We start from the raw sequence: 26,377 nt of genomic DNA, 5'->3' as shown, positions 1-26,377 counted from the left end.
GGGTCTGGCCGGTGCGTCGGCGCCGGTCACGCCCGGCCCCCGAGGTGCCGCGCGAAGAACCGCTCGATCGTGGTGTACATCTCGATGACGTTCTCGGGGTTGACGGCGCCGTGGCCTTCGGTCGTTTGGACGAGGTACTCGACCTCCACACCGCGGGCGCGCAGCGCATTGACGAGGTTGTCGGACTCGGCCTGCACCACCCGAACGTCGTTGGCACCCTGGATGGTCAGCAGCGGTGTGCGGATCTGATCCACCCGGGTGATGGGCGAGCGGGCCATCATGTCGGCCAACTGCTGGGGATCGTCGGGGTCACCGACGTAGGTGTGCCAGTTGTTGGCGAGATGCGGACGCGCGATCGGCGGCAGCGTCCGCATGAAGTTGGCCAGATCCGAGATGCCGACGTAGTCGACGGCGGCGGCGAAGACGTCGGGGGTGAACGTGACGCCCACCAGGGTGGCGTATCCGCCGTACGAGCCGCCGAAGATCGCGACGCGGTCCGGGTCGGCATAGCCCTGCTCGACCGCCCAGTTCACGCCGTCGATGAGGTCGTCGTGCATCTTGCCCGCGAACTCGCCGACCGCCGCCTTGAGGAACGCCTTGCCGAATCCGAGCGAGCCGCGGAAGTTGACCTGCAGCACCGCGTATCCGCGATTGGCGAGCATCTGGACCCCGGCGTCGAAGCCCCAGCTGTCGCGGTACCACGGCCCGCCGTGGACCGTGAGGACCAGCGGAAGGTTCTTCGGTTCGACCCCGACCGGCAGGGTCAGGTACGACTGCAGCTCCAGGCCGTCGCGCGAGGTGATCGTGACCGGCCGCATCGGTGCCAACGCCTCGGGATCGAGGTGCGGCAGGGGGCGGAACAGCAGGCGGCTCTCGCCGGTGTCGTGGTCGTAGAGGTACGTGGCGCCCGGGTCCCGGTCATGGTTGAAGCCGACCACCCAGCGCCGGCCGGACTCGTCGGACGACAGCCGCCCGAGGTCACCGTCGGAGAGCTTCTCCAGGTTGGCCAGCACGTCGGCGAACGTCGGGTCCAGGGCGCGAATCTCCTGCCGCTCACCGTAGTAGCGCACGCCGAGCAGTTCCCCGGTCCGCCGGTCCTGGATGAGCGGCGCGGGCAGGATGGGGCTCACACTCCCGCGCGGGTCGACGTCGAACTCGGGGTGACTGTCGACCTCGGTCTCCTCACCCGTGGCCAGGTCGACGCGCACCAGGCGGGTGCGATCGGTGTCGCGGTTGGAGCCCATCCACACGCCCGTACCGTCCGGGGTGATCACGATCGGGAAGATGCCCAAGGGGTAGTCGCTGCCGTCGAATACGCCGATGCGAGAGAGGCTTCCGGTTGCGCCGTCCCACCGCGACAGTTCGAGGTCACCGGCGGGGGTCAGCGCGGTGGCGAACAGCGCCCCGGTGTCGCCGGCCAGCCAGCCGCTGACGTGTCCGGGATTCTCCGCGATCAGCGTGAGCGCACCGGTGGCGATGTCGAGGTCGTAGACGTCGAACAGCGTGGCGTCCCTGTTGTTGAGCATGACGGTCGTCGTGCCGTTCTTCACCTCGCGGACGGGTACGGCCATCGCCCCCGGGAACGGGGTGAGGTCGACGACGGCGGCGTCCGGATCGTCGAGGTCGACGCGGTAGACGTGCCAGTTCTCGTCGCCGTTGTTGTCCTGCAGGTAGATCAGCCAACGCGGGTCGTCGGTCCATTCGAAATGCATGACGCTGCGGTTGTCGTCTGCGGTCACGCAGCGGGCCCCACCGGATCCGTCGAGTGCCTCGACCCACACGTTGAGGCGGTTCTTCCACGGAGCGAGGAAGGCGAGCTTGGTGCCGTCGGGCGAGATGGTCGCGGCCGCACGGGTGGGTGGGCTGAAGAAGTCCTCCACCGGAATCAGTTCGGGCAGTGCCATGACGGTCCTTTCGAGTTCAGTGGGTGGCGGGGCCACCGAGGCGGCCGTTGGTGGCGTCCCGGATGGCGCGGTCGACGAGCGCCAGGGCTTCCTGCTGAGAGACCCTCTCCCTCTCGAGGATGACGCGCCGGCCGACGTCCTCGTCGACGACGCGAAACGCCCCGGCGACCGCCGCCGCGCAGAGGCGAACGGTGAGGTCGTCGGCGGGTAGTTGCAGCCGGCGCGCCACGATCGGGACGAAGTCACGCTCCATCGCGTCGTGCACCATCAGGTACGCCGTGCGCAGCGCCGGCTCCGTCGCCGAGAGCGTCAGGATGCGCAGAGCGCTGACCTCGTCGGCGATCTCCTGCTGGGTGAGCGGATGTTCGGCCATGTCGCCGGCCATGTGGTCGGCGAGCGACAGTTCGGCCGGCCACCGGTGTGCCAGAGCGATGAACCGCTGCGCCGACGCCGCCAGGACCGGCTCCACGCAGCTCTCCTTGGTGCGGAAGTAGCGCCAGATCGTGCGCGTCGAAAGCCCTGCCGCGGCGGCGATGTCATCACCGCTCGTCGACGACACCCCGTGCTCCCAGAACAGGGTGCACGCGTGGCGCGACACCTGCAGGCGCGCCTGCGCCTGCCGGTCATTCGTCGCGTTGTGCATGTTGCGGGCCACGGATCGGTTCACCTTCCTGTCACTTAGTGACATCCACACTGTGTCACTAAGTGACAGCTCGGTCAAGTGACGAAGGGTCTTGACAACCTACAACCGGACGGTTGTATGTTTATTACGTGGCCGATGACGAGGACCGGGCGGACGCCCTGTTCCACGCGCTGTCCGACCGCACCCGCCGGGACATCATGCGGCGGGTGCTGGCCGGGGAGCACTCGGTCTCCGCACTCGCGGCGAAGTACGAGATGAGTTTCGCCGCAGTGCAAAAGCACGTCGCCGTGCTCGAGAAAGCCGGCCTGCTCACCAAGCGACGCAACGGTCGTGAGCAGTTGGCCAGTGGCGACGTGTCGGCGGTGCGGTCGGTGGCAGCGATGCTCACCGAGCTGGAACAGGTCTGGCGTGGGCGCATCGCACGCATCGACGAGCTCATCTCATTCGATTCCACCCAGGAGGACTGAACCATGCCCGTCACCGACGTCACGCACGATCTCGACACCCTGACCCTCACGATCACCGCCGACTTCGCCGCGCCGGTGGCGCGGATCTGGCAGGTCTACGCGGATCCGCGGCAGCTCGAGAAGATCTGGGGCCCGCCGACGTATCCGGCCACCGTCGTCGACCACGACCTGACACCGGGCGGTCGCGTCACGTACTTCATGACCGGCCCGGAGGGCGACAAGCACGCCGGCTACTGGCAGATCGAGACCGTCGACGAGCCCAACGGCTTCTCGTTCCTCGACGGTTTCGCCGACGTGGATTTCAACCCGCAGCCCGAAATGCCTGTGTCGAAGAACGAGTTCGCCTTCGCCGAACACGACGGCGGCACCCGCGCAACGTATGTCAGCACCTACGAGTCGGCCGAGGCGCTGCAGCAGGTGCTGGACATGGGTGTGGTCGAGGGCGCCTCGTCGGCGATCAACCAGATCGACGACCTGATCGCCTGACCCCGCCGCTCGCCACGAGGGTGCGGTCGCTTCGGACGAGTGCGGCCCCGGCGCCGACGGATGCGAACAGGACGAATGCGGTTGTCGCGCCATGGGTGTCGATCAATGCGCCCGCGGCGGGGGCGCCGACCGCCTGTCCGATCGCGAGCATGAAGAACGACAGGCCGACCCCGAACGACGTCGAGTCCGGATAGACCTGGGTGCTCCACACCAGCAACAGTCCGGTGAGGCCGATGTACGCCGCGCCGAAGATGCTGACCGACAGGACGATCGCGAACAGGTGCGATGGGGCGAGCGCAAGGAGGGCGGTCGCGCCAGACATCGCCAACGTCGCGACCACCCAGGCGCGCCGAAGTCCGATGCGGTTCACGAGGTCGCCGCCGAGTGCGCCGGCAATGCCCGCGGCGCCCAGGACGGTCCAGGCGAGGGATGCGACGGCCAGGCTCGCACCAGCGGTGCTGATCAGGTCACGGCCGAAACTCCACACCGCGATGCTGCCGAGGCCGGTCAGTGCTGACGCGGCCGCCAGCGCAGCGGTGCCGGGGCGCCACCGGTTGTCCGGCGCCATGCGCGCAGTCGACGTCGATGCGCCGTCGACGCTGACGGCCACCCACGCGGTCGCGGCCACCGCCAGTCCGGCGTAGAGCCCCCAGGCGAGTCGCCACTGGTCGAACAGCGCGAATGCGATCGGCCCGGAAATCAGTACGCCGATGCCGGTTCCGGCGTTGACGATGGTCTGGGCGCGGTCGGCGACGGCGCCCGACATCCGCTGCGAGATCGCCTCGGCCAGGGGCGGCGATGCGATACCCGTGCTGGTGCCCGCCACCAGGACGCCGGCCGCCAGCAGCCACGCGGTCGGAGCGAGCGCGACCACGGTCATGCCGGCCGCCGCGACGGCGCCGGCCCCGATCGCCACCGGACGCGGGCCGAAGCGGCCGGTCAGACCGGCGCTCACCGCGATCGCCACGCAGTAGCCGACGTAACCGCCTGCTGCCATCGCGCCGACGAGGGCGGAACCGAGGCCGAACTCCTCGGCGAGCACCGGCGTGAACAGCCCGTACCCGAACCGGGCGAATCCGTAGCAGCACGCGATGAGCACAGTGCCGGACGCGACGAGGGAGTAGAACGATCGTTGCACTCAACCTATGCTGGCAGCATGGCACCGAATAGGCAACCAGCCCGCGAACGGCTGCTGCGCGCGGCCGACGGGCTGTTCTACGAGAACGGCATCGCGGCCACCGGTGTCGACGCCGTCATCGCCGAGGCGGGCGTGGCGACCGGATCGCTGTACAAGAACTTCCGCGGCAAGGACGACCTCGTCGCCGCGTACCTCACCGACCGCGACCAACGCTTCCGCGCGTTGTGGGACACCCACGTCGCGGCGGCCACCGACCCCGTTGATCGCCTGCTGGCGATCTTCACCGCGACGCAGGACTGGGCCCGGCGGGCCGGCCTGGGCCGGGGCTGCGCGCACGTGGCGGCCGCGGCGCAACTACCGCCCGGCCATGCCGGCGCTGCCGCCGCCGCGGAGCACAAACGCCATGTCATCGCCCGGCTCGCCGAGCTCGCCCAGGATGCCGGGCTGCGTGACCCTGACTGCGCGGCAAGCGATCTCGCCCTCGTCTACGACGGCATGCTCGCCGCGATGGCCGTCGGGGTGGAACCCGACCCGATCGGACGGGGCCGGCGGGTGGCCGAGTACGTCATCGCGCGCCACACGCCCGAGCGGGCGTCGTAGGGCTACCCGACCGCCGGTGGCGTGCCCCAGAGTTCCACCACGTCGCCGAGGTGGCGCAGCATGACGTAGGTGTAGCCCTCGCGTTCGGCCTTACCCGAGTATTCGTCGTACGCGGCCCGCGCGCCGGCCTCGTCGCCGTCGTAGACGGTATCGGGCACCGGCGGCACGCCGGGGTTGTCCGGATCGTCCAGTTCGCCGATCTGCACGGTCCACATATCGTCAGCCATGGCCGCCAACCGTATCGTGTTGCCGAGCGGGCGCCTCGAAGACGTTGCCCGCCGAGGCTTCCGCAGTGCCCGGTGCAAACGCGACCATGCGCAGGAACGGCCCGATCACCGCGTCGTAGACGGCGGGCAGCATCCGGTAGGCGGCGATCGCCGGGCGGTTCATCCAGCCGACCTGCCGTTCGGAGGAGCGGGTCCGGTCGGTGGCCCGCAGAATCGCCGCGACGATCGTCTCCGGGGAGACCGCCGTCGGCGGGACGCGGGGAGTCTGTCCGGTGTAGTTGCCCGCGGTTCCGTACACCGGGGTGTCGACCGGCCCCGGGTACACGCCGTGCACGCGGACGCCGGGCAGGTGCCGGTTCTCCTGCCGCAACAGGCGAACCAGGCCGTTCAACCCGAATTTGCTGACCACATAGGCGGATTGATACGGCACCGCCACCGCGCCCAGCAGTGAGCCGATCAACACCAGGTGACCGCTCCCGGTCGCCTGGAAGTGGGCCAGCGCGCTGCGCGCCACGTTCGCCGCGCCCAGCAGGTTGGTGCGCACGATGCTGTCGAACACCTCGACGGGAATCTCCTCGAACCGGCCGAAGGCGGTGATCGCCGCGCACTGCGCCGCGACGTCCACCCGCCCGAACCGTCCGATCGCCGCATCGAACAACTGCTGCACCTGATCGGCGTCGGCGATGTCGGTGGGCTGCACCAGCACCCCGGTCGCGCCCGCCGACCGGCACTCCTGCGCCACCTCCTGCAGGGTCTCCTCCGAGCGCGATGCCACCACCACACACGCCCCCCGGGCGGCGTAGCCCAGCGCGGTCTCCCGGCCGATGCCCGACGACGCGCCGGTCACCACCACGACGGGCGCGTGGCCGTCAGCCACGGCTCGGCACCCCGGCCTCGGCGATCTGCGTGGGCGCGTCCGCCTCCTGCGGCAGAAGTTCGCGAACCTGCCGGTTGTGCTCGACGGTGTTGAGCAGACGCAGCACCGCGGTCGCCGCCACCGGGGCCCAACCCCCGCGCAGGCTGGCACCCAGCGAAGCGAGAACCGCGACCGGCGCCACGAGCGCGACGGGGTCCCGGCGTTTCTGGCGCACCCGGTCGAGCGCCATCGGGGTGCCCGCGGCGAGGTTGGTGGCGATCACCGCGGCGTCGACCGCACCGGCCCGCCCGACGCCGACCGCGCGGGCCAGTGCGGCGGCGCTCCACAGCAGCAGGCTGACGTCGTGCACGCGCTGGGCCACCCCCCGTACGTCGCGTGAGGGCGCACTGCCATAGCCGGTGGCCGCACTGAGCCCCACCGTGCCCTCGGCGAGGCCTTCGATGAGTTCGCGCGCACTCTCCGTCGACGACCGGGCGGGGATCCACCCCAGGTCGCGACGCGCCTTGGTGGTGTCCATCACCGGGGTGGCGGTGGCCACGTCATACCAACCGGGGGTGAGGGCCAGCAGCCGCATCCGGTACAGCGCGCTGACGGCCGACCGGAACGCCCGCCGACTCACACCGACGGGCCGTCCGCCCACCAGCGCGGCCAGTGCCTGCGCGTCGAGCACGTCGGCGGCGATGTTGAACGACCCCGCCACCCGGCGCGTAATGAGCTTGACCACGGCGTCGCCGACGTCGTCGGCGTGGACGAACTGCAGCGCCAGCCCCTGCGGCAGTGGGACCACCGGCACCAGGCGCCTGCGGAGTGCGCGCAACGCGGCGCGCGGCACCAAGGGGCCCAGATACAGCGCCTTGATCATCCAGGCGGCTTGCCGCTGTACCACAACCGTCGGCCGGAAGCGGCCGACCACCACGTCGGGGCGGTCGGCGACGAACCGGTCCAGCATGCGCTCCACCTGCACCTTGTGGCGGCTGTAGGTGGAGGTGGCCTGTCCGGTGTCGGGCCAGTCCTCCTTCACGGGTCCCGGTGCCGGGCCCGGCGCGTAGATCCCCAGGCTCGACGCGTACACCAGGTGCCCGACCCCCGCCGCGACCATGGCGTCGAGGAGTGCCTGGGTGCCGAGCACATTCGCGCGGTACAGGTAGTCCTCGTCGGCCACCGGCTGGATCGCCAGGGCCAGGTGCACGACCACGTCGGCTCCGGCCAGCGCCGGCGCGAGCTCGGTGGCCGCGGCCGGGGAGGACAGGTCGACGGCGTGCCAGCGGACGCGCGCGTAGACCTCACCGTGTGTCGGTGGGCGCCGGCACACCCCGACGACCTCGGCGTCGGGGAGCTGTGCGGCGAGCGCCCGCAGCACGCCCGTCCCGACGTTGCCCGAGGCGCCGGTGACGACGATGCGCCGTACGTCGGCGCTCATGAGCGCGATGGGGGGGAGGCGGGGAACCGGTGACCGGCGGTGCTGCGCATCGGCCGGGCATACCCGGGCCGGCTCGGCGGAAACGACGCGAAACTGTCGAAGACGTGACGTCCGCCGGCGCGCTGGCATGGTGGGGAGATGACCGATGCACAGGCACCCACCGTCGTCGTCACCGGAGCGAACGGGTTCGTCGGCGCGCGCACCTGCACCGCGCTCGCCGAACGCGGGGCGCGCGTGCGCGCCCTGGTCCGCCGGGCGGGGGCCGCGCCGGCGACCGACGGTGTCGAGGAGTGGGTGGGCGAGTTCGGCGACGCGGATGTCGCGGCCGCGGTGGTCGACGGGGCGGCCGCGGTGGTCACGACCGTGCACCCGATGGGCTCGGACCGGCGCACCCAGCACCGGGTGGCCGTCGAGGGCACCCCGGCGCTGGCGCGGGCGGCCCGCGACGCGGGCGTCGGACGCCTGGTGCACATGTCGACCGCGGGGGTCTACGACCGCTCGCCCGGGATCGGTGACGTCGACGAATCGGCCGCGCTCGTCGGCGACGACGGCGGTGACTATCCCGTCACCAAACGCGACACCGACGCGGCGCTGGCCGCGGTGGACGGCCTGACCCGCGTGTTGGTGCGCCCGCCCGCCATCCTCGGGCCGGGCGAGACGTCGATCTGGAACACCCTGCGTCCCGCCGCCATGGCCGCCGACGAGTCCGCCCGCACTGCCCCGGCACAGAAGACGTTCGCGTGGGTGCACGTGGACGACCTCGCCGCGCTGTTGGCCGACCTCGCGACCGGGCGGATCGCCACGGCGACCGATCTTGGCCGCGGCCCGGCCGACGGCGGCTGCACGGCGGTCAACGTCGCCGGTGGTCCGGCCACCCAGCGGGACTACGTCACCACGGTCGCCGACGCGCTGGGTTTCGCGCCGGTGTGGCTGGACGAACCGGCCTGGACCGGGCAGATCGTCGCCGACCGTGCCCGCGGCTGGGGGTGGACGCCTGCGGTCGAACTGGCCGAGGCGCTCGACGAGCTGCGGGCCGGGCTGCGCGCGGCGAAGTAACAGTTTCAGACCGGGATTCGCGAACCGCCGCAGTGACCTCGCGGTCGATCTAGCCTCGACGCGTGGACGTATCGCATAGCGAATCCAGCGAATATCTCGCCAAGCGCACGCTCAAGCAGGGCACCGCGGGCTGGCTCCTGCTCGCCGGCCTCGGCGTCGGCTACGTGATCTCCGGTGACTACTCGGGGTGGAACTTCGGACTGGCCGAGGGCGGCTTCGGCGGTCTGCTGATCGCGGGCGTCATCATCGCCGGCATGTACCTGGCCATGGTGCTGGGCATGGCCGAGATGTCGTCGGCACTGCCCGCCGCCGGCGGCGGCTACACCTTCGCCCGCCGCGCGCTGGGCCCGTGGGGCGGATTCGCGACCGGCACGGCGATCCTCATCGAGTACGCGATCGCGCCGGCCGCGATCGCGACCTTCATCGGCGCCTACGTCGAATCGCTCGGGCTGTTCGGCATCACCGACGGCTGGTGGGTGTACCTGGCGGTGTACCTGCTGTTCATCGGCATTCACCTCAGCGGTGTCGGTGAAGCGCTCAAGGTCATGTTCGTCATCACCGCGATCGCCCTGGCCGGTCTGGTGATCTTCGCGATCGCGGCGATCGGCAGCTTCGATGCCGCCAACCTGACCGACATCGCGCCCACCGACGCCGCGGGCGCCTCCTCGTTCCTGCCGTTCGGCTACCTCGGGATCTGGGCGGCGGTGCCGTTCGCGATCTGGTTCTTCCTGGCCATCGAGGGGGTGCCGCTGGCCGCCGAGGAGGCCAAAGACCCGTCCCGCAACGTCCCCCGCGGAATCCTCGCCGCCATGGGCGTGCTGCTGATCACCGGGGCATCCGTGCTGGTCCTGGCCGCCGGTTCGGGCGGTGCGGAATTGATCAGCGCGTCGGGCAACCCGCTGGTGGAGGCGCTCGGTGACACCACCATGGCCAAGGTGGTCAACTACATCGGCCTGGCCGGGCTGATCGCCAGCTTCTTCTCGATCATCTACGCCTACTCGCGTCAGCTGTTCGCGCTGTCGCGCGCCGGGTACCTGCCGAAGCGGTTGTCGGTGGTCAACTCCCGCAAGGCGCCGACGCTGGCCCTGGTCGTCCCGGGCATCATCGGCTTCATCCTGTCGCTGACCGGGCAGGGCGCGATGCTGCTCAACATGGCGGTGTTCGGCGCCGCCGTGTCCTACGTGCTGATGATGGTCAGCCACATCACGCTGCGGGTCCGCGAACCCGACATGCCGCGCCCGTACCGCACCCCGGGCGGCATCGTCACCACCAGCTTCGCGCTGGTGATCGCAGCTTTGGCGGTGGTCGCGACGTTCCTCGTGGACAGCACCGCGGCCACCTGGTGCCTGGTCGTCTTCGCCGGGTTCATGGCCTACTTCGGGTTCTACAGCCGCCACCACCTGGTGGCGAACTCGCCCGACGAGGAGTTCGCCGCGCTGGCCGCCGCGGAGAAGGACATCACCTGATCCGCGAAACGAAGTAGCCGCAGTCGGCGATACACCTATGGGTCGGGTCGAAGTGTGACCTGAAAGGGGCGCGACGTGCGTCCAACATGGATTTTCGCGACATCGATCGTCTCGCTGGCGACCGTGCTGTTCGGGCCGGCCGCCGCCGCACAGGCCGAGACACCGCAGGAGACCATCACCCGCCTGCAGCAGGCGGGTTACACGGTGAACATCGACCGGGTCGGCAGCCGGCCGATCGAGGAGTGCGTCGTGACCGGCGTGCGCAATCCGCAGACCGTGATCGAGCGCGTGCGGGTCTACGACGGCAGGGACGACGAGGGCAGCATCGACTGGGACACCGTGCCCGTCGTCAGGAGCAGGTCGATCTCGGTGTCGCTCAACTGCGCGTGACGCCGGTCATCGGCCCGCTCAGTCGGGCAGGGAATCGACCCCGGGTACGACGATCGCGAAGAGGTCGGCGACCGCGGCCAGGCTGGCCGACTGCATCGCCGCGGCGGGCACGGTCGTGTCCACCGCGGGCAGCGGCCGGGTGGCCGTCGTCGAGGCGACGATCGTCGGCGCGTAACCGAGATTGAACGCGCCCCGTGCGGTCGAGTTGACGCACATATGGGTCATGAAGCCGGCCAGCAGCAGGTTTGTGGCGCCAAGGGCCTTGAGTCGCTCGTCGAGGTCGGTCTGGACGAACGAGTTCGGGAAGCCCTTCACGACCACGGGTTCGTCGCCACGCGGCGCGACCTGATCGACGATCGCGCCGGATTCACCGCGGATGTCGTACAGCGAACCGGGCCCCATGTCGTGCTGGATGTGGATCACCGGGATACCCGCGCTGCGGGCCCGGTCCAGCAGGGCCGCGGCCTGATCCAGCGCCGGCTGGACACCTTCGAGTTCCATCTCGCCCCGGGTGTAGGTGACCTGACAGTCGATCATGATCAGGGCGGAGTCCCTGAGGCTGGGCGGCGTGGCGGGCAGCCCTGCCAGGGTGCGAAGCGTTTCGCTCATCAGTCGTTCCTTTCGATGCGGACCGGTCCAGCGTGCCGTCGAAGCGTGGCGGGCAACAGTGGCACGCAGGCATACTTTCGTTGGATCCAGGCCAAGGAGGAGGGCGGTGCGCATCGCGATCTACGCCTTCGACGGCGTGACGACGTTCCACCTGGCGGCGCCGCAGATGGTGTTCGACGAGATCGGACGGCTCGAAATAGCGGGCGACTGGACCACCGAGCTGTGGTCGATCCGGCCGGGAAGTATCCGGACGGCCGAAGGCTATTCACTCGGCCCGGTGGCGGGGCCGGACATCCTCGACTCCGCCGATCTGGTGATCATCCCGGCCTGGCCGGTCGATACGCCGCCGATCACCGACGAACTGAAGACCGTGATCGTCGGGGCCCATGGACGCGGAGCCGCCATCGCCGGTCTGTGCCTGGGCGCCTTCGCCGTGGCGGGCAGCGGATTGCTCGAGGGCCGTAGCGCGGTGACCCACTGGCAGGGCATGTCGCTGTTCGCCGAACGGCACACCGACGTCCATCTCGACAACAACGTCCTCTACATCGACCACGGGGACGTGCTGACCGCTGCCGGAACCGCGTCGGCGATCGATGCGTCGTTACATGTCGTGCGCAAACATTTGGGCGCGGCCGTGGCCAACCGGGTGGCCCGCAGCCTGGTGGTGGCGCCGCACCGCGAGGGAGGACAGGCGCAGTACATCGAGCGGCCGCTGGCCGAATCGGAGGCCACTGATCCGATCACCGGGGCGCTGCAGTGGGCGCTCGCTCGCCTCGACCAACCGCTGTCGGTCGACGAGTTCGCCGCGCAGGTCAACATGAGCCGCCGCAGTTTCGTCCGGAAGTTCCGGCAGAGTACCGGCACGACACCGGCCCGATGGCTTGTCGAGCAACGGCTCCACCACGCCAGGGCGCTGCTGGAGACCACAGAGTGGGACCTCGACCGGATCGCCGGTGCGTGCGGGTTCGGCAGCAGCGTCACGCTCCGGCAGAACTTCGTCGCCGAGTATGCGACCACGCCGTCGGCGTACCGGCGGCGCTTCACCGAGCATTCCGGTTAGCCGCATCGTCGCGGACAATCGGGTGATGACGATGAACTATCACCCGGCGATGCAGAAGGCTCGATTCGCCGACATCCCGGCCGATGTACACGGGCTGATCGCGAAGCGGACGGCGAATCTCGAGGGCGTCGCCGCCACGCAGGTCACGTTCGACGCGGGTGCGCGGTGGTCGACCGACCTCAAACCGCACGCCGGCACGGAGTTGTGCGAGCTGCCGCATGTGGCGGTCGTGATCAGCGGCTCGCTCGGCGTGCGGATGGCCGACGGCTCGGAGGACGTGTTCTCCAGCGGCGACGTGATGCTGCTGCCGCCGGGCCACGATGCCTGGACGGTGGGCGACGAGCCCTGCACATTCGTCGAGATCTCGCGCGGCAACGACTACTACGGCTGAGGCCTTTTCGCGCGCGTAAGCGCCTGACCTGTGAAATCGCTTGCGGCACCGCGATTGACGCACGTGCTACCCAACCGGCGCGCCGCCGAAACGTCAATGTGAGCAACCCCAAGGCGCTCGACACGGCGCGGTCATGATCCGTACGGTCGGGTGCCATGGATGTGCGGATGCTGGCTTTCGAATGGACGGAGACGAACAAGCACTGGCTCATCGAGGTTCCGCTGCGGATCGCGATCTACATCATCGTGGCGCTGATCGCGCGGTACTTCATGCACCGGATGATCGACCGGGCCACCGGCCGGCGGCGGAAGCCCGGCGAGGCGTCGTCGGCGAAGCCGAAACTGCTGAGCCACCTGCGTGAACGCATGCCGGCCACCGCGAGCAGCGTCCAGACCGCCGAGCGGCGACTGCAGCGCGCACAAACCATCGGCTCGGTGCTGAAGTCGACGGTGTCGATCGTCCTGCTGATCTGGATCACGCTGGCGGTCCTCAACGTGGTCGGGGTCAACATCGCGCCGTTCATCGCCTCCGCCGGTGTCATCGGCCTGGCCATCGGCTTCGGTGCGCAGAACCTGGTACGCGATTTCGTGACCGGCGTGTTCATGCTGCTGGAGGACCAGTACGGCGTCGGCGATGTGGTCGACCTCGGCGAGGCCGTCGGCGAGGTGCAGACGGTCGGGTTGCGGATCACGACGGTCCGCGACATCGACGGCACCCTCTGGTATGTCCGCAACGGTGAGATCGCCCGCGTCGGCAACATGAGCCAGGAGTACGCGGTCGCCCGCGTCGAGGTGCCGGTCGCGCTGACCGCCGATGTGGCGCGCGCGGAACGGGTCGCCACCGATGCGGCCGAAGCCGCGCTGACCGACCCGACCCTGGCCGAGAAGGTCCTGGGCGAGCCGGAGATGTTGGGTGTGGAGGAGTTGGCGCCCGACCTGTTGACGTTGCGCATGACCCTCAAGACCCGCCCGAACGCCCAGTGGGCGGTGCAGCGCCGACTCCGTCGCGCGATCCTGCAGGCCTACGACGAACACGGCATCGACCTGCCGTATCCGACCGGACGGGCCTTTGCGGCAGTCGGCGAGTGAGGCCGGACCCTGCACCCGCGGCTCAGGGCGCCACGCGGCGCCACAGGTCGTCGAAGGCGATCGAATCGAAGAACGCCGTCGCCCGGACGATCCGGTCGTCAGCCAGCTGCAGAATCCACGAGTAGGTGTTGCGGTAGGGGACGCCGTCGGTGGCGGTGCCCTCCGCGTCGAACACGGCCACCACCGTGTCACCGTCGGCGTACATGTCCCGCACGGTGGGGGTCAACCGCTGCGACATCCGGGCGTTGAAGGGCCGGATGACGTTGGCGAGGAAATCCTCCTTTCCGGTATAGGTCCTGGCGGCCAGTGAATTGCCGGTGATCTCCCACGTCGCGTCGTCGGCGAGGACGTCGTAGGGGCTGCCGGTGCCGTCGGTCCAGGCCTGGAAGCCGCGCTGCACGGTGGCGAGGTTGCGCGCTTCGAGGTCATCGTGGGTGGTGGCATGGGCGGTGGTCGCGGGCAGCGCCAGGATCAACCCCACCGTGACCCCCGCCAGGCGGGCCGCTGTGGACAGGTGACGGCGAAGTGCCATGTGCGTGCTCACTTCTCGTCGTAGACGATGACGGCGCGGCCGAGGACGTCGCCGCGCGCCATGGCGTCGATCGTGTCGTTGACGTCGTCGAAGCGCACCCGTGTGACGGTGTGCTTGATCTGGCCGGCGCGGGCCAGCGCGAGCACCTCGGTGAGGTCGTTGTAGTTCCCCCAGAACGATCCGTAATAGGTGAATTCCCGCGACACCAGCGGGAACAGCGGGATGTCGATGCGGTTGCCGATCAGGCCGACCGATGCGACGGCGCCCTCGGTGGCCAACAGGGAGAAGGCCAGCCGGATGGCGTCCTCGGAGCCGGCACATTCGATGACGGCGGCCAACTCCGGCCTACCGGTGAGGCTCTCGAGCTCCGCGGCGACGGCTGCGGCGTCCTTGTCGCGCACGTTGATCGCGTGATCTGCGCCGTTGTCGAGGGCGATCTTGAGCTTCTCCTCGCTTCGGGCGAACGCCACCACGTCCGCCCCCGCGCCGAGCAGCTTCGCGTACTGGGTCGCGTAACTGCCGAGGCCGCCCACACCGCTGACGGCGACCGTGCCGCCGGCGGCCAGGTGCCCCGACTCCCGCAACTTCTTGATGCCGCGGTACGGCGTGAGGCCCGCGTCGGTGAGCGGGGCCAGCGTCGCGGGGGACAGCTCCCCGGTGGACGGCATCTTGATCAGGTACCGGTAGGGGACGGGCAGGTACTCGGCGTAGCCGCCGTGTGGCCCGAAGCCGGCCCAGACGCCGTGGGCGCACAGCTGTTCGTTACCGCCGTGGCACTGGCGGCAGGCGCCGTCACCCCAACTGCCGTAGACGACGATCTGATCGCCCTCGGACAACCCCGCCGCCGCAGGTACCTCCGAGCCGACCCGGTCGACCCAGCCCGCGATCTCGTGGCCGGGAGTGATGGGGAAGTTCATCGGCAGGCCGGTGTCGAAATATCCGTCGATCAGCTGGAAGTCGGTGCGGCACATGCCCGCCGCGCCGACCTTGACCAGCACCTCGTCGGGGGCGATCGCGGGGACGTCGATCTCCTCGAGGCGCAGGGGCTGCTTGTAGCCGTACATGCGGGCTGCCCGCATCTTCATGACGGTTCCTCCTGGGTGCTCGCGCAGCGGGGCGTTACACGCACATCTTGGGGAAACGCGGCGTGGTTCGTATCCGCCACTGCACAGTCGACGCCGCGTCGGTCACCGGGCGTCGTCGAGGACGTGCGCGAGCTGGCTGCGCGACCGGATCCCGAGCTTGGCGAAGACCTTGCTGAGGTGGTACTGGACCGTGCGGGCGCTGATGAACAGCCGGGCGCTGATCTCCGGATTCGACAATCCGTCGCGGGCCATCCGGGCGATCTGCGCCTCCTGCGCGGTGAGCTGCCTGCCGTCGGCGGGCGAGGACCGCTTGCGGGCGGACTCACCGGTGGCGAGCAGTTCGCGGCGCGCCCGCTCGCCGAACGCCTGCAACCCGATCTCCTCGCACATGGTGTATGCGGTCCGCAGTTGGGCCCGTGCCTCGGTGCGGCGCCGCCGTCGCCGCAGCCACTCGCCGTACACCAGGTGGGCCCGGGCCAGGTCGGGCCGGAACCCGGTGCGGGACAGCCGGTCCACCGCGTCGCGGTAGTGATCCTCGGCTGCGGCGTCGGTGCTGACCAACGCGCGGCAGCGGGCCTCGATGCCCAGCGACCAGTCCGTGCCGCTCGGTGTGGTCATCGCGGCCAGCCGCGCGAGGGTGTCGCGGGCCGTCTGCAGTTCGCCGAGTCGCGCGGCCGCCTCGATCTGCTCGATCATCGCCCAGGTCGACGAGGTGCACCCGCCCCGATCGTCGATGCCCAGGCGACTGCAGTCCAGCGCGGTCCGGTAGTCGCCCAATCCGTTGTGCAGCAGCGCGTTCGCCCAGTACGCGACGTTGAGACCGACGCCTTCGCCGCGGCGGGTGGCGCCGGCGATCGCCTCCTTGATCAGCACCTCGGCGTGGGGCCGATCGCCGCGCCAGCCCGCCAGTCCGATGGCGGTGTGCGGCGTGCTGCTGGTGCCGGTGGCATCGAGCACCGTGTGGAACTCCGCGAGCAGCGCGTCGGCGGCGTCGAAGTCGCCGCACACCATCAGCGAATACGAGTGGGCGTTGAGCGCCATCGGCAGCTCGCCCAGCGCCCCCATCTCCCGGGCCAACTCGACGTAGCGTCGCGACATCGCGGCGAGGCGGTGCTCGTCCCACACGTGCGCGGCGGTGACGCAGGCCAGCCACAGCCACCGCAGTTCCTGTTCCGGCGGCATGGCGTCGCCGAATCCCGCGAGCGCGGCGCGTAACAACGGCAGCCCGTCGGTGAAGCCGACGTGGTGGTTACGTGCCATCCCGTCGAGCAGTAGGTCGATCGGCAGCGGCGGATCCGGTGCCGGGGGCGCCCCGACCGCTGCGCGCGCGACGTCGAGGACATCGCAGCCCTGGGCCAGCCGTCCGGCCAGCAGCGCCGCCGCCAGCGCCTCGAGATACGTGCCGCGGGCCATGCGGACGTCGATGTCCTCGAACCGCGCCGCGGCCTGCAGCAGCAGGGGCGCCGCGTCATTGCCGCGGTGGGTGATGAACGCCAGCTGGGCCCGGACGAGGTCGGCGCGGGCCTGCTGTGCGGGGTCGAGGGGCAGCGCTTCGGCGACGCCCAGCAGGGCCGCGGTCTCACCGGTGGCGCCGGAGTGCGCCATCGCCGAGGCCGCCGCGATGGCCCGGTCGGCGCGCCTGCCCTGGTCCACCGACAGCGCGGTGGCGCGCTGCAGGAACGCGGCGGCCGCGGCGAGTCCGCCCCGGTTCTGTGCGCGGGCGGCGCAGCGCTCCAGCTCGGCGGCCACCGATTCGTCCGGTCCGGCGGCGGCGTGGCCGAGATGCCAGGCCCGTCGGTCCGGTTCGAGATCGGCGTCGGTGACCGTGGCGAGTGCCCGGTGGATCGCGCGCCGGTCATGGGTGGACGCCGACCGGTAGGCCAGTGAGCGGATCAGAGGGTGGCGGAACGTGATTCGCTGGTCGAGCTCGACCAGGCCCGCATCCACCGCGGGGGCGACCACGGATGTCCTGATGCCGAGCAGCTCGGCGCCGCGCCACACCGCGGACGGTTCGCCGGCCGGTTCGGCCGCGGCGAGCGCAAGCAGGCGGCGGGTCTGATACGGCAGCTCGGCGACCCGCGCGCGCAGGGTCTCCTCGGCGGTGCCGGGGCTGTCGAACCGGGCGGGCAGCCCGAAACCGCCGGCGAGCTGGGCGGGCGTCAGGGCGCGCGGCAGTTCGAGCAGGGCCAGCGGGTTGCCGCGACATTCGGCGATGATCTGATCGCGCACCCGGTCGTCGAGCCGGCCGGGCACCGCGGCGTCGAGCAGCCGGTGGGAGTCGGTGTCGGCCAGGCCGGTGACCTCGAGCTGGGGCAGCCCGGTGAAGTCCGGACCCAGTGTGCGGGTGGCGAAGAGCAGGCCGACCGGTTCGGCGGCGAGGCGACGGGCGACAAAGGTGAGGATCTGGGCCGACGCCCGGTCGAGCCACTGGTGGTCGTCGACGACGCAGAGCAGGGGGCGCGTCGCCGCGACCTCCGAGAGCAGACCCAGCACGGCCAGCCCGATCAGGAACCGGTCCGGCGGCGGACCGTGGCTGATGCCGAACGCGATCCGCAGCGCGTCGGCCTGTGGGCGGGGCAGGGCCTCGACGGCGTCCAGGACGGGGCCGCAGAGCTGGTGGAGCGCCGCGAAGGCGAAGTCCTGCTCCGCCTCGACGCCCACCACCCGCACGACGTCGCAGTCGGCGGCCCGGTCGGCGGCGTACCTCAGTAAGGCGGTCTTGCCGACCCCGGCCTCGCCGTGCACCACGAGAACCTGGCTGCTGCCTGCGCGCAGTCCGTGCAGGAGCGCATCGAGTGTTTCGCACTCGTGCCGGCGGCCCACCAGATCCATCACGACCCCTTGATCACTGCCCCCGGGAGAAGCGTAGGGCGTCAACGGCCCATCATCGACCCGGATCGGCCGGTCAGATGCTCGCCCGCCGCACGTGCCCGGCGATGTGGGCGTACGTCCGGCGTGTGACGTCGGCGGCCGCGCTCATGATGTTGTACCCGTGATCGACGCCGGCCACCTCGTGGTATTCCATCAGCGCGCCGACGGCGTCGAGCCTGGCCGCATACGTCCGCGCCTCGTCACGCAACCGATCGTGCTCGGCCGCCACCACCAGCGCGGGTGCGATTCCCGTCAGCGCGTCGGCGTTACCGCTCCAGGCGGGCGACGCCAGACGATTGCGCCGCTGCGCCGGGTCGGGAATGTAGGCGGTGTCGAAGACCTCGCCCATCCACGGTCTCATGACGGCGCGGCGACCGAGCGCGGATGCCTTGGCACGGGTGGGGGTCACCAGGTCGAGCGGCGCGTAGTGCAGTACCTGCAGGGCGATGCGGGGCCCGCCGTGCTCGAGGGCGAGCCGTGCCGCCGCGGCGCTCAGATTGCCGCCGGCGCTCTGACCGCCGACACACAGGCGGGTGCCGTCCCAGTCGCGCTGTGCCTCTGCCGCCCAGCACACGATGTCGTAGACCTGTTGTGGCGCCGCCGGAAAGCGGTGCCGCGGGGCGAGCACGTAGTCGGTGTTGACCACCACCACCCCCGCGGTCACCGCCAGGTACCGGCACCACGGGTCATCCTGTTCGCGATGGCCGACCACGAATCCGCCGCCGTGGACGTTGACATACACCGGCGGTCTGCCCGCGGGCTCCGGCGGGTGGTAGACCGTGGCCGTGGTGGCGCCGTACCGCGTCGGTATCGCGACCTCGTCTGCCGCACACCGGTGTTCCGGGAACCGTACGGCGGGCTTCGGGGCCGGGTTGACCGTCGCGGCGAATGCCCGCGCCAGCGTGTCGGCCACCCGCGGCGTCGAGAGGAAAGACATGTCGGAGTTCCTTTCTCGCCGGCAGGCGGTCAGGGCGTGCCCAGGGGATCGAGTTGCGCCGGCGTGACGTCATCGGCCGCGGTCGAGATGCTGAGCGCCGCCCACGTCTCGTCCGCGGCCAGCAGCTCCCGTCCGGCGGCGGTGGCGTAACGATAGGCATCCGGGCCGACGAGCAGGCGGGCCGGCGGGTCGGGCATGTCGATCACCTGCAGCAGGAGCGCCGCCACTTTCGCGGGGTCACTGGCCCCGAGGTGCTCGGGCTTGCTCAGCGACGCCGCGACGCCGACGGTACCGGCGTATTCGTCGCGGACCCGTGCGATCTGCATCGAGGAACCGGCCCACTCGGTGCGCATTCCGCCCGGCTCCAGCACGGTGACCTTGATGCCCAGCGGCGCGACCTCCGCGGCGAGCACACCGGAGAACCCGGTGACCGCCCATTTGGCGGACTGGTAGGCCGCCAGTCCAGGCCGGACCAGGCGCCCGCCCACCGACGAGATCTGCAGGATGTGCCCGGCGCGTTGGGTGCGCAGCACCGGCAGTGCGGCACGGGTCATCCGGACCACCCCGAGGAAGTCGGTGTCGACCTGGGCGCAGAAGTCGTCGAAGTCGACGTCCTCGATGGCGGCCATGTTGGCATAGCCGGCGTTGTTGACCAGCACGTCGATCCGGCCGAACCGGGTGATCGCGGTGTCGACGGCGGCGCGAACCTGATCGTCGTCGGTGACGTCGAGGGCGACGACGGCCAGGTGTTGCGGGTGGCGGGCGGCGAGGTCGGCCAGCGCGGACGGCGTCCGGGCGCCGGCCACGACGCGGTGTCCGGCGGTCAGGGCGGCGTCGGTGATCGCGCGACCGAGGCCGCGGGAGGCCCCGGTCACGAGGAGAACTCTGGACATGGCAGTCGCCTTTCGTTGTGGTGATGGGCAATTCGTCATCATCGGGGCTTGGTCGCCATCCGGCTGACGTCGTGGACGGCGGCGGCGAACTCGGCGGGCGCCTCCTGCGGCACGTCGTGGCCGATGCCGTCGAGGATGCGGTGTTGATACGGGCCGGTGTAGACGCCGCGGTAGGCGGCCCCGTCCTTGGCCGCACCGTCGAAGTCACTGGCGATCGTGACGGTGGGCGCCGCGATCGGTGGTCTGGTGGCCAGACGGCGTTCGTCGGCGTCGTAGCGCGCCTCGCCGGCGGCCAGGCTGAGTCGCCATCGGTAGTTGTGGATCACGATGTCGGCGTGGTCGGGATTGTCGAACGCGGTCGCGGACAGTTCGTAGGTCGCGTCGTCGAACTGCCACCGCGGGGAGGCGTTCTGCCAGATGAGCCGGTTGAACTCCCTGGTGTTGCTGCGGTATCCGGACTCGCCGCGCGGGGTGGCGAAGTAGTACTGATACCACCAGCCGTACTCGGCGCGCGGCGGCAGCGGCAGCCGGTTGGCGGCCAGGTCGACCACGATGTAGCCGCTCACCGCGACCAGCCCGGCGCAGCGCTGTGGCGACAGCGAGGCCACCACGTTGGCGGTGCGACCGCCCCAGTCGTATCCGCCGAGGATCGCGCGGGGAACGTGCAGGGCGTCCATCAACGCGACCACATCGGCGGCCAGGGCCGCCTGCTGACCGTTGCGGAAGGTGTCGGCCGACAGGAACCGGGTGGACCCGAACCCGCGCAGATACGGCACGATCACGCGAAAACCCTGCCGTGTCAGCGCCTCCGAGACGTCGGCGTAGCTGTGGATGTCGTAGGGCCAGCCGTGCAGCAGGATGACCGGCGGTCCGTCGGCGGGGCCGGCGTCGGTGTACCCCACGTCGAGCAGTCCGGCCCTGATCTGCTTGACCGGCGGTAGCTGATGCCGGGGTGCGCGAGGCGGTCCGGCGTCGGCGCGCGGCGCACACGCGGCCACCGCCGCCGCGCCCGCCGCCAGTGCGGTGAATCGGCCGAGATCCCTCCGGGTCATCGTCATGGGTTCATTGCACCGGCCTTCGCCCATCGAGTCCAACGATGATCATCGATCGTTGTCATCGATGAGAGAGATAGGGTGGCCGGGTGGAGTTGCGGCAGATCGAGCACTTCGTCGCGGTCGCGGGGGAGTTGAGCTTCACCCGCGCCGCCGAACGGGTCCACGTCGTGCAGTCGGCGCTGTCGGCCTCGATCGCCAAGTTGGAACGCGAACTGGGCGTGTCGCTGTTCGACCGGTCCCGACAGCGCATCCGGCTCACTCCGGCCGGGGAACGGTTCCACACGCACGCCCATGAGGTGCTGCGCGCGGCCCGCGCGGCGAGCGGATCGGTCGGCGAGTTCCGCGGACACCTCTCGGGGACAGTCGACTTCGGGTCGCTGATCGCGTTCGGGCCGTTGGACGTGGCGGGCGCGCTGGGCGACTTCCACCGCGCGCACCCGTTCGTCCGGCTGCGGCTGCGGCTCAGTCAGGCGGGCGCATCGGCCTACCTGCCCGCCCTGATCGAGGGGTCGCTGGACCTGGCGCTGGTGTCGGTGCCCGACCGGTTCCCCCCGCAGCTGGACATGCGGATGCTGTTCGAGGAGCCGATGGTTTTCGTGTGCCGCGACGACCATCGGCTGGCGCGGCGCCGTCGCATCGGCCTCACCGACGTTGCCGGTGACGATCTGGTCGGCTTCCCACCGGGCTTCGGCCTACGACGACTGATGGACACCGCGTTTCACGCCGCGGGAGTCGCCCCCGTCACGCAGTACGAGGTGCCCGCCGGATTCGCCGTCGCGGCCGATCTGGTCGGCAACGGGCTGGGTACGGCGTTCATGCCGGCCTCGGAGGCGCGCCGCTACCCCGACCTGCGGGCCATTCGGCTGACTGACCGGATCTCCTGGCAGGTGTACCTGGCCTCGGCGACGTCGGATCAGATGACTGCTCCGGCAGCAAGTTTGGCGCAGCACCTTCTCGGCGCCGCCGCCCGGATCACGTCCTGAGCCGGGCTCAGGCGGTCATCAGGTAGTGCGCGCCGCCCACGAACACCATGCCCGACGGGTGCTTGGCGTTGGTCGCGGTGGCGATCGAGTCCGCGAGGCCCGGGTCGGCCATGTCGCCGGAGACCACGGTCAGATGCACACCGACGCGCGCCAGCTCCGAGCGGATGGCATAGAGCGCGGTCTCGCCGGCCCGCATGCTCGCCGCGACCGCGGCGTACCCCTTCGGCACGGCCTTGTCGGGATAGAAGTGGGCCTGGTGGCTGGTCGCGTAGACGATGCGGCCACCGTGCGGCATCAGGGGCAGGGCGAGCCGGGCGAGGTGACGCTGTGCATCGCGGTTGAGGCGCATCGCATGGCGCAGGTCGGCACCGAGATGAGTGCTGCCCGACGCGTTGAGGACCAGGGCGTCCAGCCGGCCGAATTGCGTCGCGATGTGGTCGATCATCGCGGTGGCGTCGGCGTCCTCGCAGATGTCCGCGCCGAGGGTGGACGCGTACCCGCCCGCGGCGCGGACGGCGTCGGCGACGGCATTGGCGCGGTCGGAGTCTTCCCGGTAGTGGACGATGACGTGGGTGCCGCGGCCGGCGAGCCGCTGTGCCACCTGCGCGCCGATCCCCTTCGAGGCACCGGTCACCAAGACGATTCGGTCAGGTCCGTGGTCCATCTGTCGTTCCTTCCGCCACTGGTGGTCGCCGAGCGATGGAAGCCACCGTACACCGAGATTAAGAAAAATAAGACCTCTTTAAGGTCACAATGAGGTGGCGCCGGCGCCTCGCTTCAGTACTCCGATCAGCACTCCACGACATTGACCGGGACGTTGACCGCGAGGCCGCCCGTCGAGGTCTCCTTGTACTTGCTGCTCATGTCCGCGCCGGTGGTGCGCATGGTCTCGATGACCTGATCGAGGCTGACCCGGTGCGTGCCGTCGCCCCGCAGCGCCATCCGGGCGGCGTTGATGGCCTTGCCGGCCGAGATGGCGTTGCGCTCGATACAGGGAATCTGCACCAGGCCACCGATCGGGTCGCAGGTCAGCCCCAGGCTGTGCTCCATCGCGATCTCGGCGGCGTTCTCCACCTGGTTCGGGGTGCCGCCGAGGATCTCGGCGAGCCCGCCGGCGGCCATCGACGCGGCGCTGCCCACCTCACCCTGACAACCCACCTCGGCGCCCGAGATCGACGCCCGTTCCTTGTACAGCGAGCCGATGGCGCCGGCGGCGAGCAGGAAGCGGACGCACGTCTCGTCCGGGTCGGCAGCGCCGGCGGGAGTGTAGTGCCGGGCGTAGTACATGACCGCGGGGATGATGCCGGCCGCCCCGTTGGTCGGGGCCGTCACGACCCGTCCGCCCGCGGCGTTCTCCTCGTTGACCGACAGCGCGACCAGGTTGACCCACTCCTGCGCGAAGGCCGGCGCACGGTCGGGGTCCTCGGCCTGCAGGCGCTCATACCACTCCGGGGCTCGGCGGCGGACCCGCAGCGCGCCCGGCAGAAAACCGTCCCGGGTGATGCCGCGCTCATGGCAGGCGAACATGACATCGCGGATGTGCAGCAGCCCCGCGCGGACGTCGTGCGCATGGCGGGTGCGCAGCTCATTGCGCAGCATGACCTCACTGATCGGCACGCCGAGGGCCTGCGCAAGACCGAGCAGGTCGCTCGCGGAGTGGAATGACACCGGGTTTCCGGCGTCGTCGCCGCCGGCGTCGGTGGAGGTCTCCCCGGCCGACACCACGAAGCCCCCGCCCACCGAGAAGTACGTCTGGGAGTAGAGCTCGGCTCCGGACCGATCGGCCGCCGCCAGCGTCATGGCGTTGGGATGGCGGTCCAGGGTGGTCGCGGGCTCGAGGGCGATGTCCTCTTCGGTGAGCGCGATGCTGATCTCGCCGCCGAGCCGGATGCTCCGGTCGGCCCGCATCTCTGCGAGGCGGTTCTCCATCTCGTCGGTCTCGATGGTCTCCGGGCGGAAGCCCTCGAGGCCGAGCAGGATCGCCGGCATGGTGCCGTGGCCGGCGCCGGTGGCGGCCAGCGATCCGAACAGCCGCACGCGCACGTCCGCGACATCGGACAGCGGCGTCGCGGTGCGAAGTTCGCGCACGAAGCGTTCGGCGGCGCGCATCGGGCCCACGGTGTGCGAGCTCGACGGTCCGACACCGATGCTGAACAGATCGAAGACGCTGACGGTCATGAGGTCTCCAGGTGGCTAGCGCTCGACTGGGAACACCTCCCCGCTCTGTCCTGGTACCTGAGAGTTTGCGCGGCCCGCGTGGTCCGCTCTGCCCCTTCGGTAAGTCCCGGTCATGACCGGCACTGTTCTCCAGAGTCGCCTCGGCGCGGTGGTACATGGGCCTGAGAGATTCCCGGGGAGGACGTTGCTCCTACGGCACCCCGTTCGGGGTTCTCCCACCGCTCATCGACGGCATCTTCAGTTATGCCGCCGACCCTACTCCGGACGCTGTGACTTGACACACCAAGCCGATGATCGACGATGGTCAACGCACTGCTTCACGTGGTGACGAAGATGAGTGGTGTCCCGTTCGGCCGGCTGGGCAGGGCGGTGCTGCCCTTTAGGCTGCCCGAATTCGGATCCTGACGAAGGAGGCCCACCGTGACTGTGTCCATCGGTGAACTGCGAGGCACCAGCCTGATCGGATCCGACGACGCGGCCGACGGCCCGGAGTTCCGAGCGGTGGACCCGGCGACCGGGGAGCAGTTGGAGCCGGTGTACCACGATGCGGGCGCCGGCGACGTGGAGCGCGCCGCGGCCTTGGCGGCGCGCGACTTCGACGCCTACCGGCACACCACGCCGGCCCGGCGCGCGGAGTTCCTCGAGGCGATCGCCGACGAGGTCGACGCGCTGGGGGACGCGCTGACCGACCGCGTCACCGCGGAGACCGGCATTCCCGCCGCCCGCGCCAAGGGTGAGCTGGCGCGCACCACCGGCCAGTTGCGGTTGTTCGCGTCGGTGCTGCGCACCGGGGACTGGGCGCAGGTCCGGCTGGACACTCCGGACCCGCAGCGCAGCCCGCTGCCCAAGCCGGATCTGCGGCAGCGTTCCGTGCCGCTGGGTCCGGTCGCGGTGTTCGCCGCGAGCAACTTCCCACTGGCCTTCTCGGTGGCCGGCGGCGACACCGCCTCCGCGCTGGCCGCCGGGTGTCCGGTGATCGTCAAGGCCCACCCCGGCCACCCGGGCACGTCGGAGATGGTCGGCCGCGCGGTGCGCAACGCCGTTGTCGCGCAGAACCTTCCGGAGGGAGTGTTCTCGCTGCTCATCAGTTCCGGGGTCGAGGTGGGCGTGCAACTGGTGAAGGATCCGCGGATCGCCGCGGTCGGGTTCACCGGCTCGCGCCGCGGTGGGCTGGCGCTCGCCGAAATCGCGGCCGCCCGCCCGGTGCCGATTCCGGTGTATGCGGAGATGTCGAGCATCAACCCGGTGTTCCTGCTGCCGCAGGCGCTCGCCGAGCGCGCCGCCGACCTGGGCCGCGACTACGTCGCGTCGATGATGACCGGCGTCGGCCAGCTGTGCACCAGCCCCGGCCTGGTGTTCGTCGCCGAGACCCCGGACGCCGACACCTTCATCGCCGCCGCGTCCGAGGCGCTGGGCGCCGCGGCGAGCGGTCCGATGCTCAACGCCGGCATCGCCGGTGCGTTCCGCGACCTGAGCGGGCGGGCGTCGGGCATCACCGGTGTGGAGCTGGTCGCCCAGGGCGCAGAGCAGACGTCGTCCTGCGGGGCACGCGCCCAGCTGCTGGTCACCACGGTGGATCAGCTGCTGGCCGACCCGGCCCTGGCCGACGAGGTGTTCGGGCCGTCGTCGCTGATCGTGCGGACTCCGGCCGACCGGCTGCCGGCCGCCGTCGACGCGCTGGAGGGGCAGCTCACAGCCAGCGTGCACGCCGCCCGAGAGGACTACCCGGTGGCGGCTGACCTGATCCGCGGACTGGAGATGATCGTCGGCCGTATCGTGTTCAACGGCTGGCCCACCGGCGTCGAGGTCGGCCACGCGATGGTGCACGGCGGGCCCTTCCCGGCCACCTCCGCGCCCGCCACGACGTCCGTGGGCAGCCGCGCGATCGAGCGGTTCCTGCGGCCGGTGGCCTACCAGAACCTGCCCGAGGAACTCGCGCCCGCGGAGGTCCGCCGCGACAACCCGCTCGGTGTGCCGCAGCGCATCGACGGCGGCCTGCCCAGCTGACGGCGCGGGCCCGG

Annotated in this window: 26 protein-coding genes and 1 riboswitch; of the genes, 11 read left to right on the top strand and 15 right to left on the bottom strand. The window is 70.6% G+C overall.

What is annotated here, in order from left to right:
• Window positions 1–26 precede the first annotated feature (26 nt).
• Entirely contained in the window at window positions 27–1,904 is a 1,878-nt protein-coding gene (locus E4P42_RS20510; protein ID WP_135127913.1) for a S9 family peptidase, read from the bottom strand.
• Between the two features lie 16 nt (window positions 1,905–1,920).
• Window positions 1,921–2,547 carry a TetR/AcrR family transcriptional regulator gene (locus tag E4P42_RS20505; protein ID WP_209305829.1) on the bottom strand — a complete coding sequence of 209 codons (627 nt, stop codon included), beginning with the start codon at window positions 2,545–2,547 and terminating at the stop codon, window positions 1,921–1,923.
• 128 nt (window positions 2,548–2,675) lie between these two features.
• Between E4P42_RS20505 and E4P42_RS20500 the strand changes: the two genes are divergently transcribed.
• Window positions 2,676–3,014 (top strand): helix-turn-helix transcriptional regulator, encoded by a 339-nt coding sequence (locus E4P42_RS20500; RefSeq protein WP_209305828.1) that lies wholly within the window; start codon window positions 2,676–2,678, stop codon window positions 3,012–3,014.
• Between the two features lie 3 nt (window positions 3,015–3,017).
• Window positions 3,018–3,500, top strand: a complete 483-nt coding sequence (locus E4P42_RS20495; RefSeq protein WP_135127911.1) for an SRPBCC domain-containing protein — start codon at window positions 3,018–3,020, stop codon at window positions 3,498–3,500.
• Here the strand turns inward: E4P42_RS20495 and E4P42_RS20490 are convergent.
• Window positions 3,472–4,638, bottom strand: a complete 1,167-nt coding sequence (locus E4P42_RS20490) for a YbfB/YjiJ family MFS transporter (protein ID WP_135127910.1) — start codon at window positions 4,636–4,638, stop codon at window positions 3,472–3,474. The genes E4P42_RS20495 and E4P42_RS20490 overlap by 29 nt on opposite strands.
• Before the next feature lie 18 nt (window positions 4,639–4,656).
• Between E4P42_RS20490 and E4P42_RS20485 the strand changes: the two genes are divergently transcribed.
• Window positions 4,657–5,238 carry a TetR/AcrR family transcriptional regulator gene (locus E4P42_RS20485; protein WP_135127909.1) on the top strand — a complete coding sequence of 194 codons (582 nt, stop codon included), beginning with the start codon at window positions 4,657–4,659 and terminating at the stop codon, window positions 5,236–5,238.
• A gap of 2 nt (window positions 5,239–5,240) precedes the next feature.
• Here the strand turns inward: E4P42_RS20485 and E4P42_RS20480 are convergent, their stop codons facing one another.
• From E4P42_RS20480 to E4P42_RS20470, 3 genes are read right to left on the bottom strand one after another with little or no spacing between them, the layout of a single operon-like run.
• Window positions 5,241–5,465 carry a hypothetical protein gene (locus E4P42_RS20480; protein ID WP_135127908.1) on the bottom strand — a complete coding sequence of 75 codons (225 nt, stop codon included), beginning with the start codon at window positions 5,463–5,465 and terminating at the stop codon, window positions 5,241–5,243.
• On the bottom strand, window positions 5,458–6,342 hold the full coding sequence (locus E4P42_RS20475; protein ID WP_135127907.1) for an SDR family oxidoreductase: 885 nt from the start codon (window positions 6,340–6,342) through the stop codon (window positions 5,458–5,460). The genes E4P42_RS20480 and E4P42_RS20475 overlap by 8 nt, the downstream gene beginning before the upstream one ends.
• Window positions 6,335–7,762: an NAD-dependent epimerase/dehydratase family protein gene (locus tag E4P42_RS20470; protein ID WP_135127906.1), complete on the bottom strand. Its 1,428-nt coding sequence runs from the start codon at window positions 7,760–7,762 to the stop codon at window positions 6,335–6,337. Before E4P42_RS20470 ends, E4P42_RS20475 begins: the two co-directional genes overlap by 8 nt.
• Window positions 7,763–7,900: 138 nt before the next feature.
• Here E4P42_RS20470 and E4P42_RS20465 point away from each other — a divergent pair, with 138 nt between their 5' ends.
• From E4P42_RS20465 to E4P42_RS20455, 3 genes are all read left to right on the top strand, one after another.
• Window positions 7,901–8,818 (top strand): NAD(P)-dependent oxidoreductase, encoded by a 918-nt coding sequence (locus E4P42_RS20465; protein ID WP_135127905.1) that lies wholly within the window; start codon window positions 7,901–7,903, stop codon window positions 8,816–8,818.
• A gap of 62 nt (window positions 8,819–8,880) precedes the next feature.
• Complete coding sequence (gene eat / locus E4P42_RS20460) at window positions 8,881–10,284, top strand: ethanolamine permease (RefSeq protein ID WP_135127904.1); 1,404 nt, start codon at window positions 8,881–8,883, stop codon at window positions 10,282–10,284.
• 75 nt (window positions 10,285–10,359) lie between these two features.
• The gene (locus E4P42_RS20455) at window positions 10,360–10,674 is read left to right on the top strand and encodes a hypothetical protein (RefSeq protein ID WP_135127903.1); all 315 of its coding nucleotides are present in this window, start codon (window positions 10,360–10,362) and stop codon (window positions 10,672–10,674) included.
• An 18-nt stretch (window positions 10,675–10,692) separates the two neighbouring features.
• Here the strand turns inward: E4P42_RS20455 and E4P42_RS20450 are convergent, their stop codons facing one another.
• Window positions 10,693–11,286: a cysteine hydrolase family protein gene (locus E4P42_RS20450; protein WP_371287058.1), complete on the bottom strand. Its 594-nt coding sequence runs from the start codon at window positions 11,284–11,286 to the stop codon at window positions 10,693–10,695.
• A gap of 103 nt (window positions 11,287–11,389) precedes the next feature.
• Between E4P42_RS20450 and E4P42_RS20445 the strand changes: the two genes are divergently transcribed.
• From E4P42_RS20445 to E4P42_RS20435, 3 genes are all read left to right on the top strand, one after another.
• Window positions 11,390–12,343, top strand: a complete 954-nt coding sequence (locus E4P42_RS20445; protein WP_135127901.1) for a GlxA family transcriptional regulator — start codon at window positions 11,390–11,392, stop codon at window positions 12,341–12,343.
• 25 nt (window positions 12,344–12,368) lie between these two features.
• Window positions 12,369–12,734, top strand: coding sequence for a cupin domain-containing protein (locus E4P42_RS20440; RefSeq protein ID WP_245234139.1), 366 nt, complete (start codon window positions 12,369–12,371; stop codon window positions 12,732–12,734).
• Window positions 12,735–12,889: 155 nt separating this feature from the next.
• Window positions 12,890–13,822, top strand: a complete 933-nt coding sequence (locus tag E4P42_RS20435) for a mechanosensitive ion channel family protein (RefSeq protein ID WP_135127900.1) — start codon at window positions 12,890–12,892, stop codon at window positions 13,820–13,822.
• A gap of 22 nt (window positions 13,823–13,844) precedes the next feature.
• On the opposite strand, the gene E4P42_RS20430 is transcribed toward E4P42_RS20435, so the two are convergent.
• The 6 genes from E4P42_RS20430 to E4P42_RS20405 form a co-directional block, all read right to left on the bottom strand.
• A complete protein-coding gene (locus tag E4P42_RS20430; protein ID WP_135127899.1) occupies window positions 13,845–14,354 on the bottom strand; it encodes a nuclear transport factor 2 family protein in 510 nt (169 codons plus the stop codon).
• 8 nt (window positions 14,355–14,362) lie between these two features.
• Window positions 14,363–15,439 (bottom strand): NAD(P)-dependent alcohol dehydrogenase, encoded by a 1,077-nt coding sequence (locus E4P42_RS20425; RefSeq protein WP_135127898.1) that lies wholly within the window; start codon window positions 15,437–15,439, stop codon window positions 14,363–14,365.
• Between the two features lie 102 nt (window positions 15,440–15,541).
• Window positions 15,542–18,271, bottom strand: a complete 2,730-nt coding sequence (locus E4P42_RS20420; RefSeq protein WP_135127897.1) for an AAA family ATPase — start codon at window positions 18,269–18,271, stop codon at window positions 15,542–15,544.
• A gap of 73 nt (window positions 18,272–18,344) precedes the next feature.
• On the bottom strand, window positions 18,345–19,247 hold the full coding sequence (locus tag E4P42_RS20415) for an alpha/beta hydrolase (protein ID WP_135127896.1): 903 nt from the start codon (window positions 19,245–19,247) through the stop codon (window positions 18,345–18,347).
• Window positions 19,248–19,276: 29 nt separating this feature from the next.
• Entirely contained in the window at window positions 19,277–20,140 is an 864-nt protein-coding gene (locus E4P42_RS20410; protein WP_135127895.1) for an SDR family NAD(P)-dependent oxidoreductase, read from the bottom strand.
• A 38-nt stretch (window positions 20,141–20,178) separates the two neighbouring features.
• Window positions 20,179–21,198, bottom strand: coding sequence for an alpha/beta fold hydrolase (locus E4P42_RS20405; RefSeq protein ID WP_245234136.1), 1,020 nt, complete (start codon window positions 21,196–21,198; stop codon window positions 20,179–20,181).
• A gap of 83 nt (window positions 21,199–21,281) precedes the next feature.
• On the opposite strand from E4P42_RS20405, the gene E4P42_RS20400 reads away from it, so the two are divergent.
• On the top strand, window positions 21,282–22,178 hold the full coding sequence (locus E4P42_RS20400) for a LysR family transcriptional regulator (protein WP_135127894.1): 897 nt from the start codon (window positions 21,282–21,284) through the stop codon (window positions 22,176–22,178).
• Window positions 22,179–22,185: 7 nt separating this feature from the next.
• On the opposite strand, the gene E4P42_RS20395 is transcribed toward E4P42_RS20400, so the two are convergent.
• Window positions 22,186–22,842: an SDR family oxidoreductase gene (locus tag E4P42_RS20395; protein ID WP_135127893.1), complete on the bottom strand. Its 657-nt coding sequence runs from the start codon at window positions 22,840–22,842 to the stop codon at window positions 22,186–22,188.
• 125 nt (window positions 22,843–22,967) lie between these two features.
• The gene (locus tag E4P42_RS20390) at window positions 22,968–24,356 is read right to left on the bottom strand and encodes an L-serine ammonia-lyase (RefSeq protein ID WP_135127892.1); all 1,389 of its coding nucleotides are present in this window, start codon (window positions 24,354–24,356) and stop codon (window positions 22,968–22,970) included.
• Window positions 24,357–24,495: 139 nt separating this feature from the next.
• Window positions 24,496–24,584, bottom strand: a riboswitch (glycine riboswitch).
• Window positions 24,585–24,776: 192 nt separating this feature from the next.
• Between E4P42_RS20390 and E4P42_RS20385 the strand changes: the two genes are divergently transcribed.
• Window positions 24,777–26,363, top strand: coding sequence for an aldehyde dehydrogenase (NADP(+)) (locus E4P42_RS20385; RefSeq protein WP_135127891.1), 1,587 nt, complete (start codon window positions 24,777–24,779; stop codon window positions 26,361–26,363).
• Window positions 26,364–26,377: the final 14 nt, after the last annotated feature.

Origin of the sequence: Mycobacterium sp. PS03-16 (assembly GCF_004570325.1) — a bacterium.
Classification (GTDB): Bacteria; Actinomycetota; Actinomycetes; order Mycobacteriales; family Mycobacteriaceae; genus Mycobacterium.
This window is presented reverse-complemented; position numbering and strand designations above follow the sequence as displayed.

Bases quoted from the DNA above. Each gene is read 5' to 3' on its own strand.
- E4P42_RS20390 (WP_135127892.1), bottom strand. From the start codon at position 24,356: ATGACCGTCAGCGTCTTCGATCTGTTCAGCATCGGTGTCGGACCGTCG.
- E4P42_RS20440 (WP_245234139.1), top strand. From the start codon at position 12,369: ATGACGATGAACTATCACCCGGCGATGCAGAAGGCTCGATTCGCCGAC.
- E4P42_RS20495 (WP_135127911.1), top strand. From the start codon at position 3,018: ATGCCCGTCACCGACGTCACGCACGATCTCGACACCCTGACCCTCACG.
- E4P42_RS20435 (WP_135127900.1), top strand. From the start codon at position 12,890: ATGGATGTGCGGATGCTGGCTTTCGAATGGACGGAGACGAACAAGCAC.
- E4P42_RS20470 (WP_135127906.1), bottom strand. From the start codon at position 7,762: ATGAGCGCCGACGTACGGCGCATCGTCGTCACCGGCGCCTCGGGCAAC.
- E4P42_RS20425 (WP_135127898.1), bottom strand. From the start codon at position 15,439: ATGAAGATGCGGGCAGCCCGCATGTACGGCTACAAGCAGCCCCTGCGC.
- E4P42_RS20395 (WP_135127893.1), bottom strand. From the start codon at position 22,842: ATGGACCACGGACCTGACCGAATCGTCTTGGTGACCGGTGCCTCGAAG.
- E4P42_RS20430 (WP_135127899.1), bottom strand. From the start codon at position 14,354: ATGGCACTTCGCCGTCACCTGTCCACAGCGGCCCGCCTGGCGGGGGTC.
- E4P42_RS20465 (WP_135127905.1), top strand. From the start codon at position 7,901: ATGACCGATGCACAGGCACCCACCGTCGTCGTCACCGGAGCGAACGGG.
- E4P42_RS20410 (WP_135127895.1), bottom strand. From the start codon at position 20,140: ATGTCCAGAGTTCTCCTCGTGACCGGGGCCTCCCGCGGCCTCGGTCGC.
- E4P42_RS20510 (WP_135127913.1), bottom strand. From the start codon at position 1,904: ATGGCACTGCCCGAACTGATTCCGGTGGAGGACTTCTTCAGCCCACCC.
- E4P42_RS20505 (WP_209305829.1), bottom strand. From the start codon at position 2,547: ATGCACAACGCGACGAATGACCGGCAGGCGCAGGCGCGCCTGCAGGTG.
- E4P42_RS20415 (WP_135127896.1), bottom strand. From the start codon at position 19,247: ATGTCTTTCCTCTCGACGCCGCGGGTGGCCGACACGCTGGCGCGGGCA.
- E4P42_RS20405 (WP_245234136.1), bottom strand. From the start codon at position 21,198: ATGACGATGACCCGGAGGGATCTCGGCCGATTCACCGCACTGGCGGCG.
- E4P42_RS20480 (WP_135127908.1), bottom strand. From the start codon at position 5,465: ATGGCTGACGATATGTGGACCGTGCAGATCGGCGAACTGGACGATCCG.
- E4P42_RS20485 (WP_135127909.1), top strand. From the start codon at position 4,657: ATGGCACCGAATAGGCAACCAGCCCGCGAACGGCTGCTGCGCGCGGCC.
- E4P42_RS20420 (WP_135127897.1), bottom strand. From the start codon at position 18,271: ATGGATCTGGTGGGCCGCCGGCACGAGTGCGAAACACTCGATGCGCTC.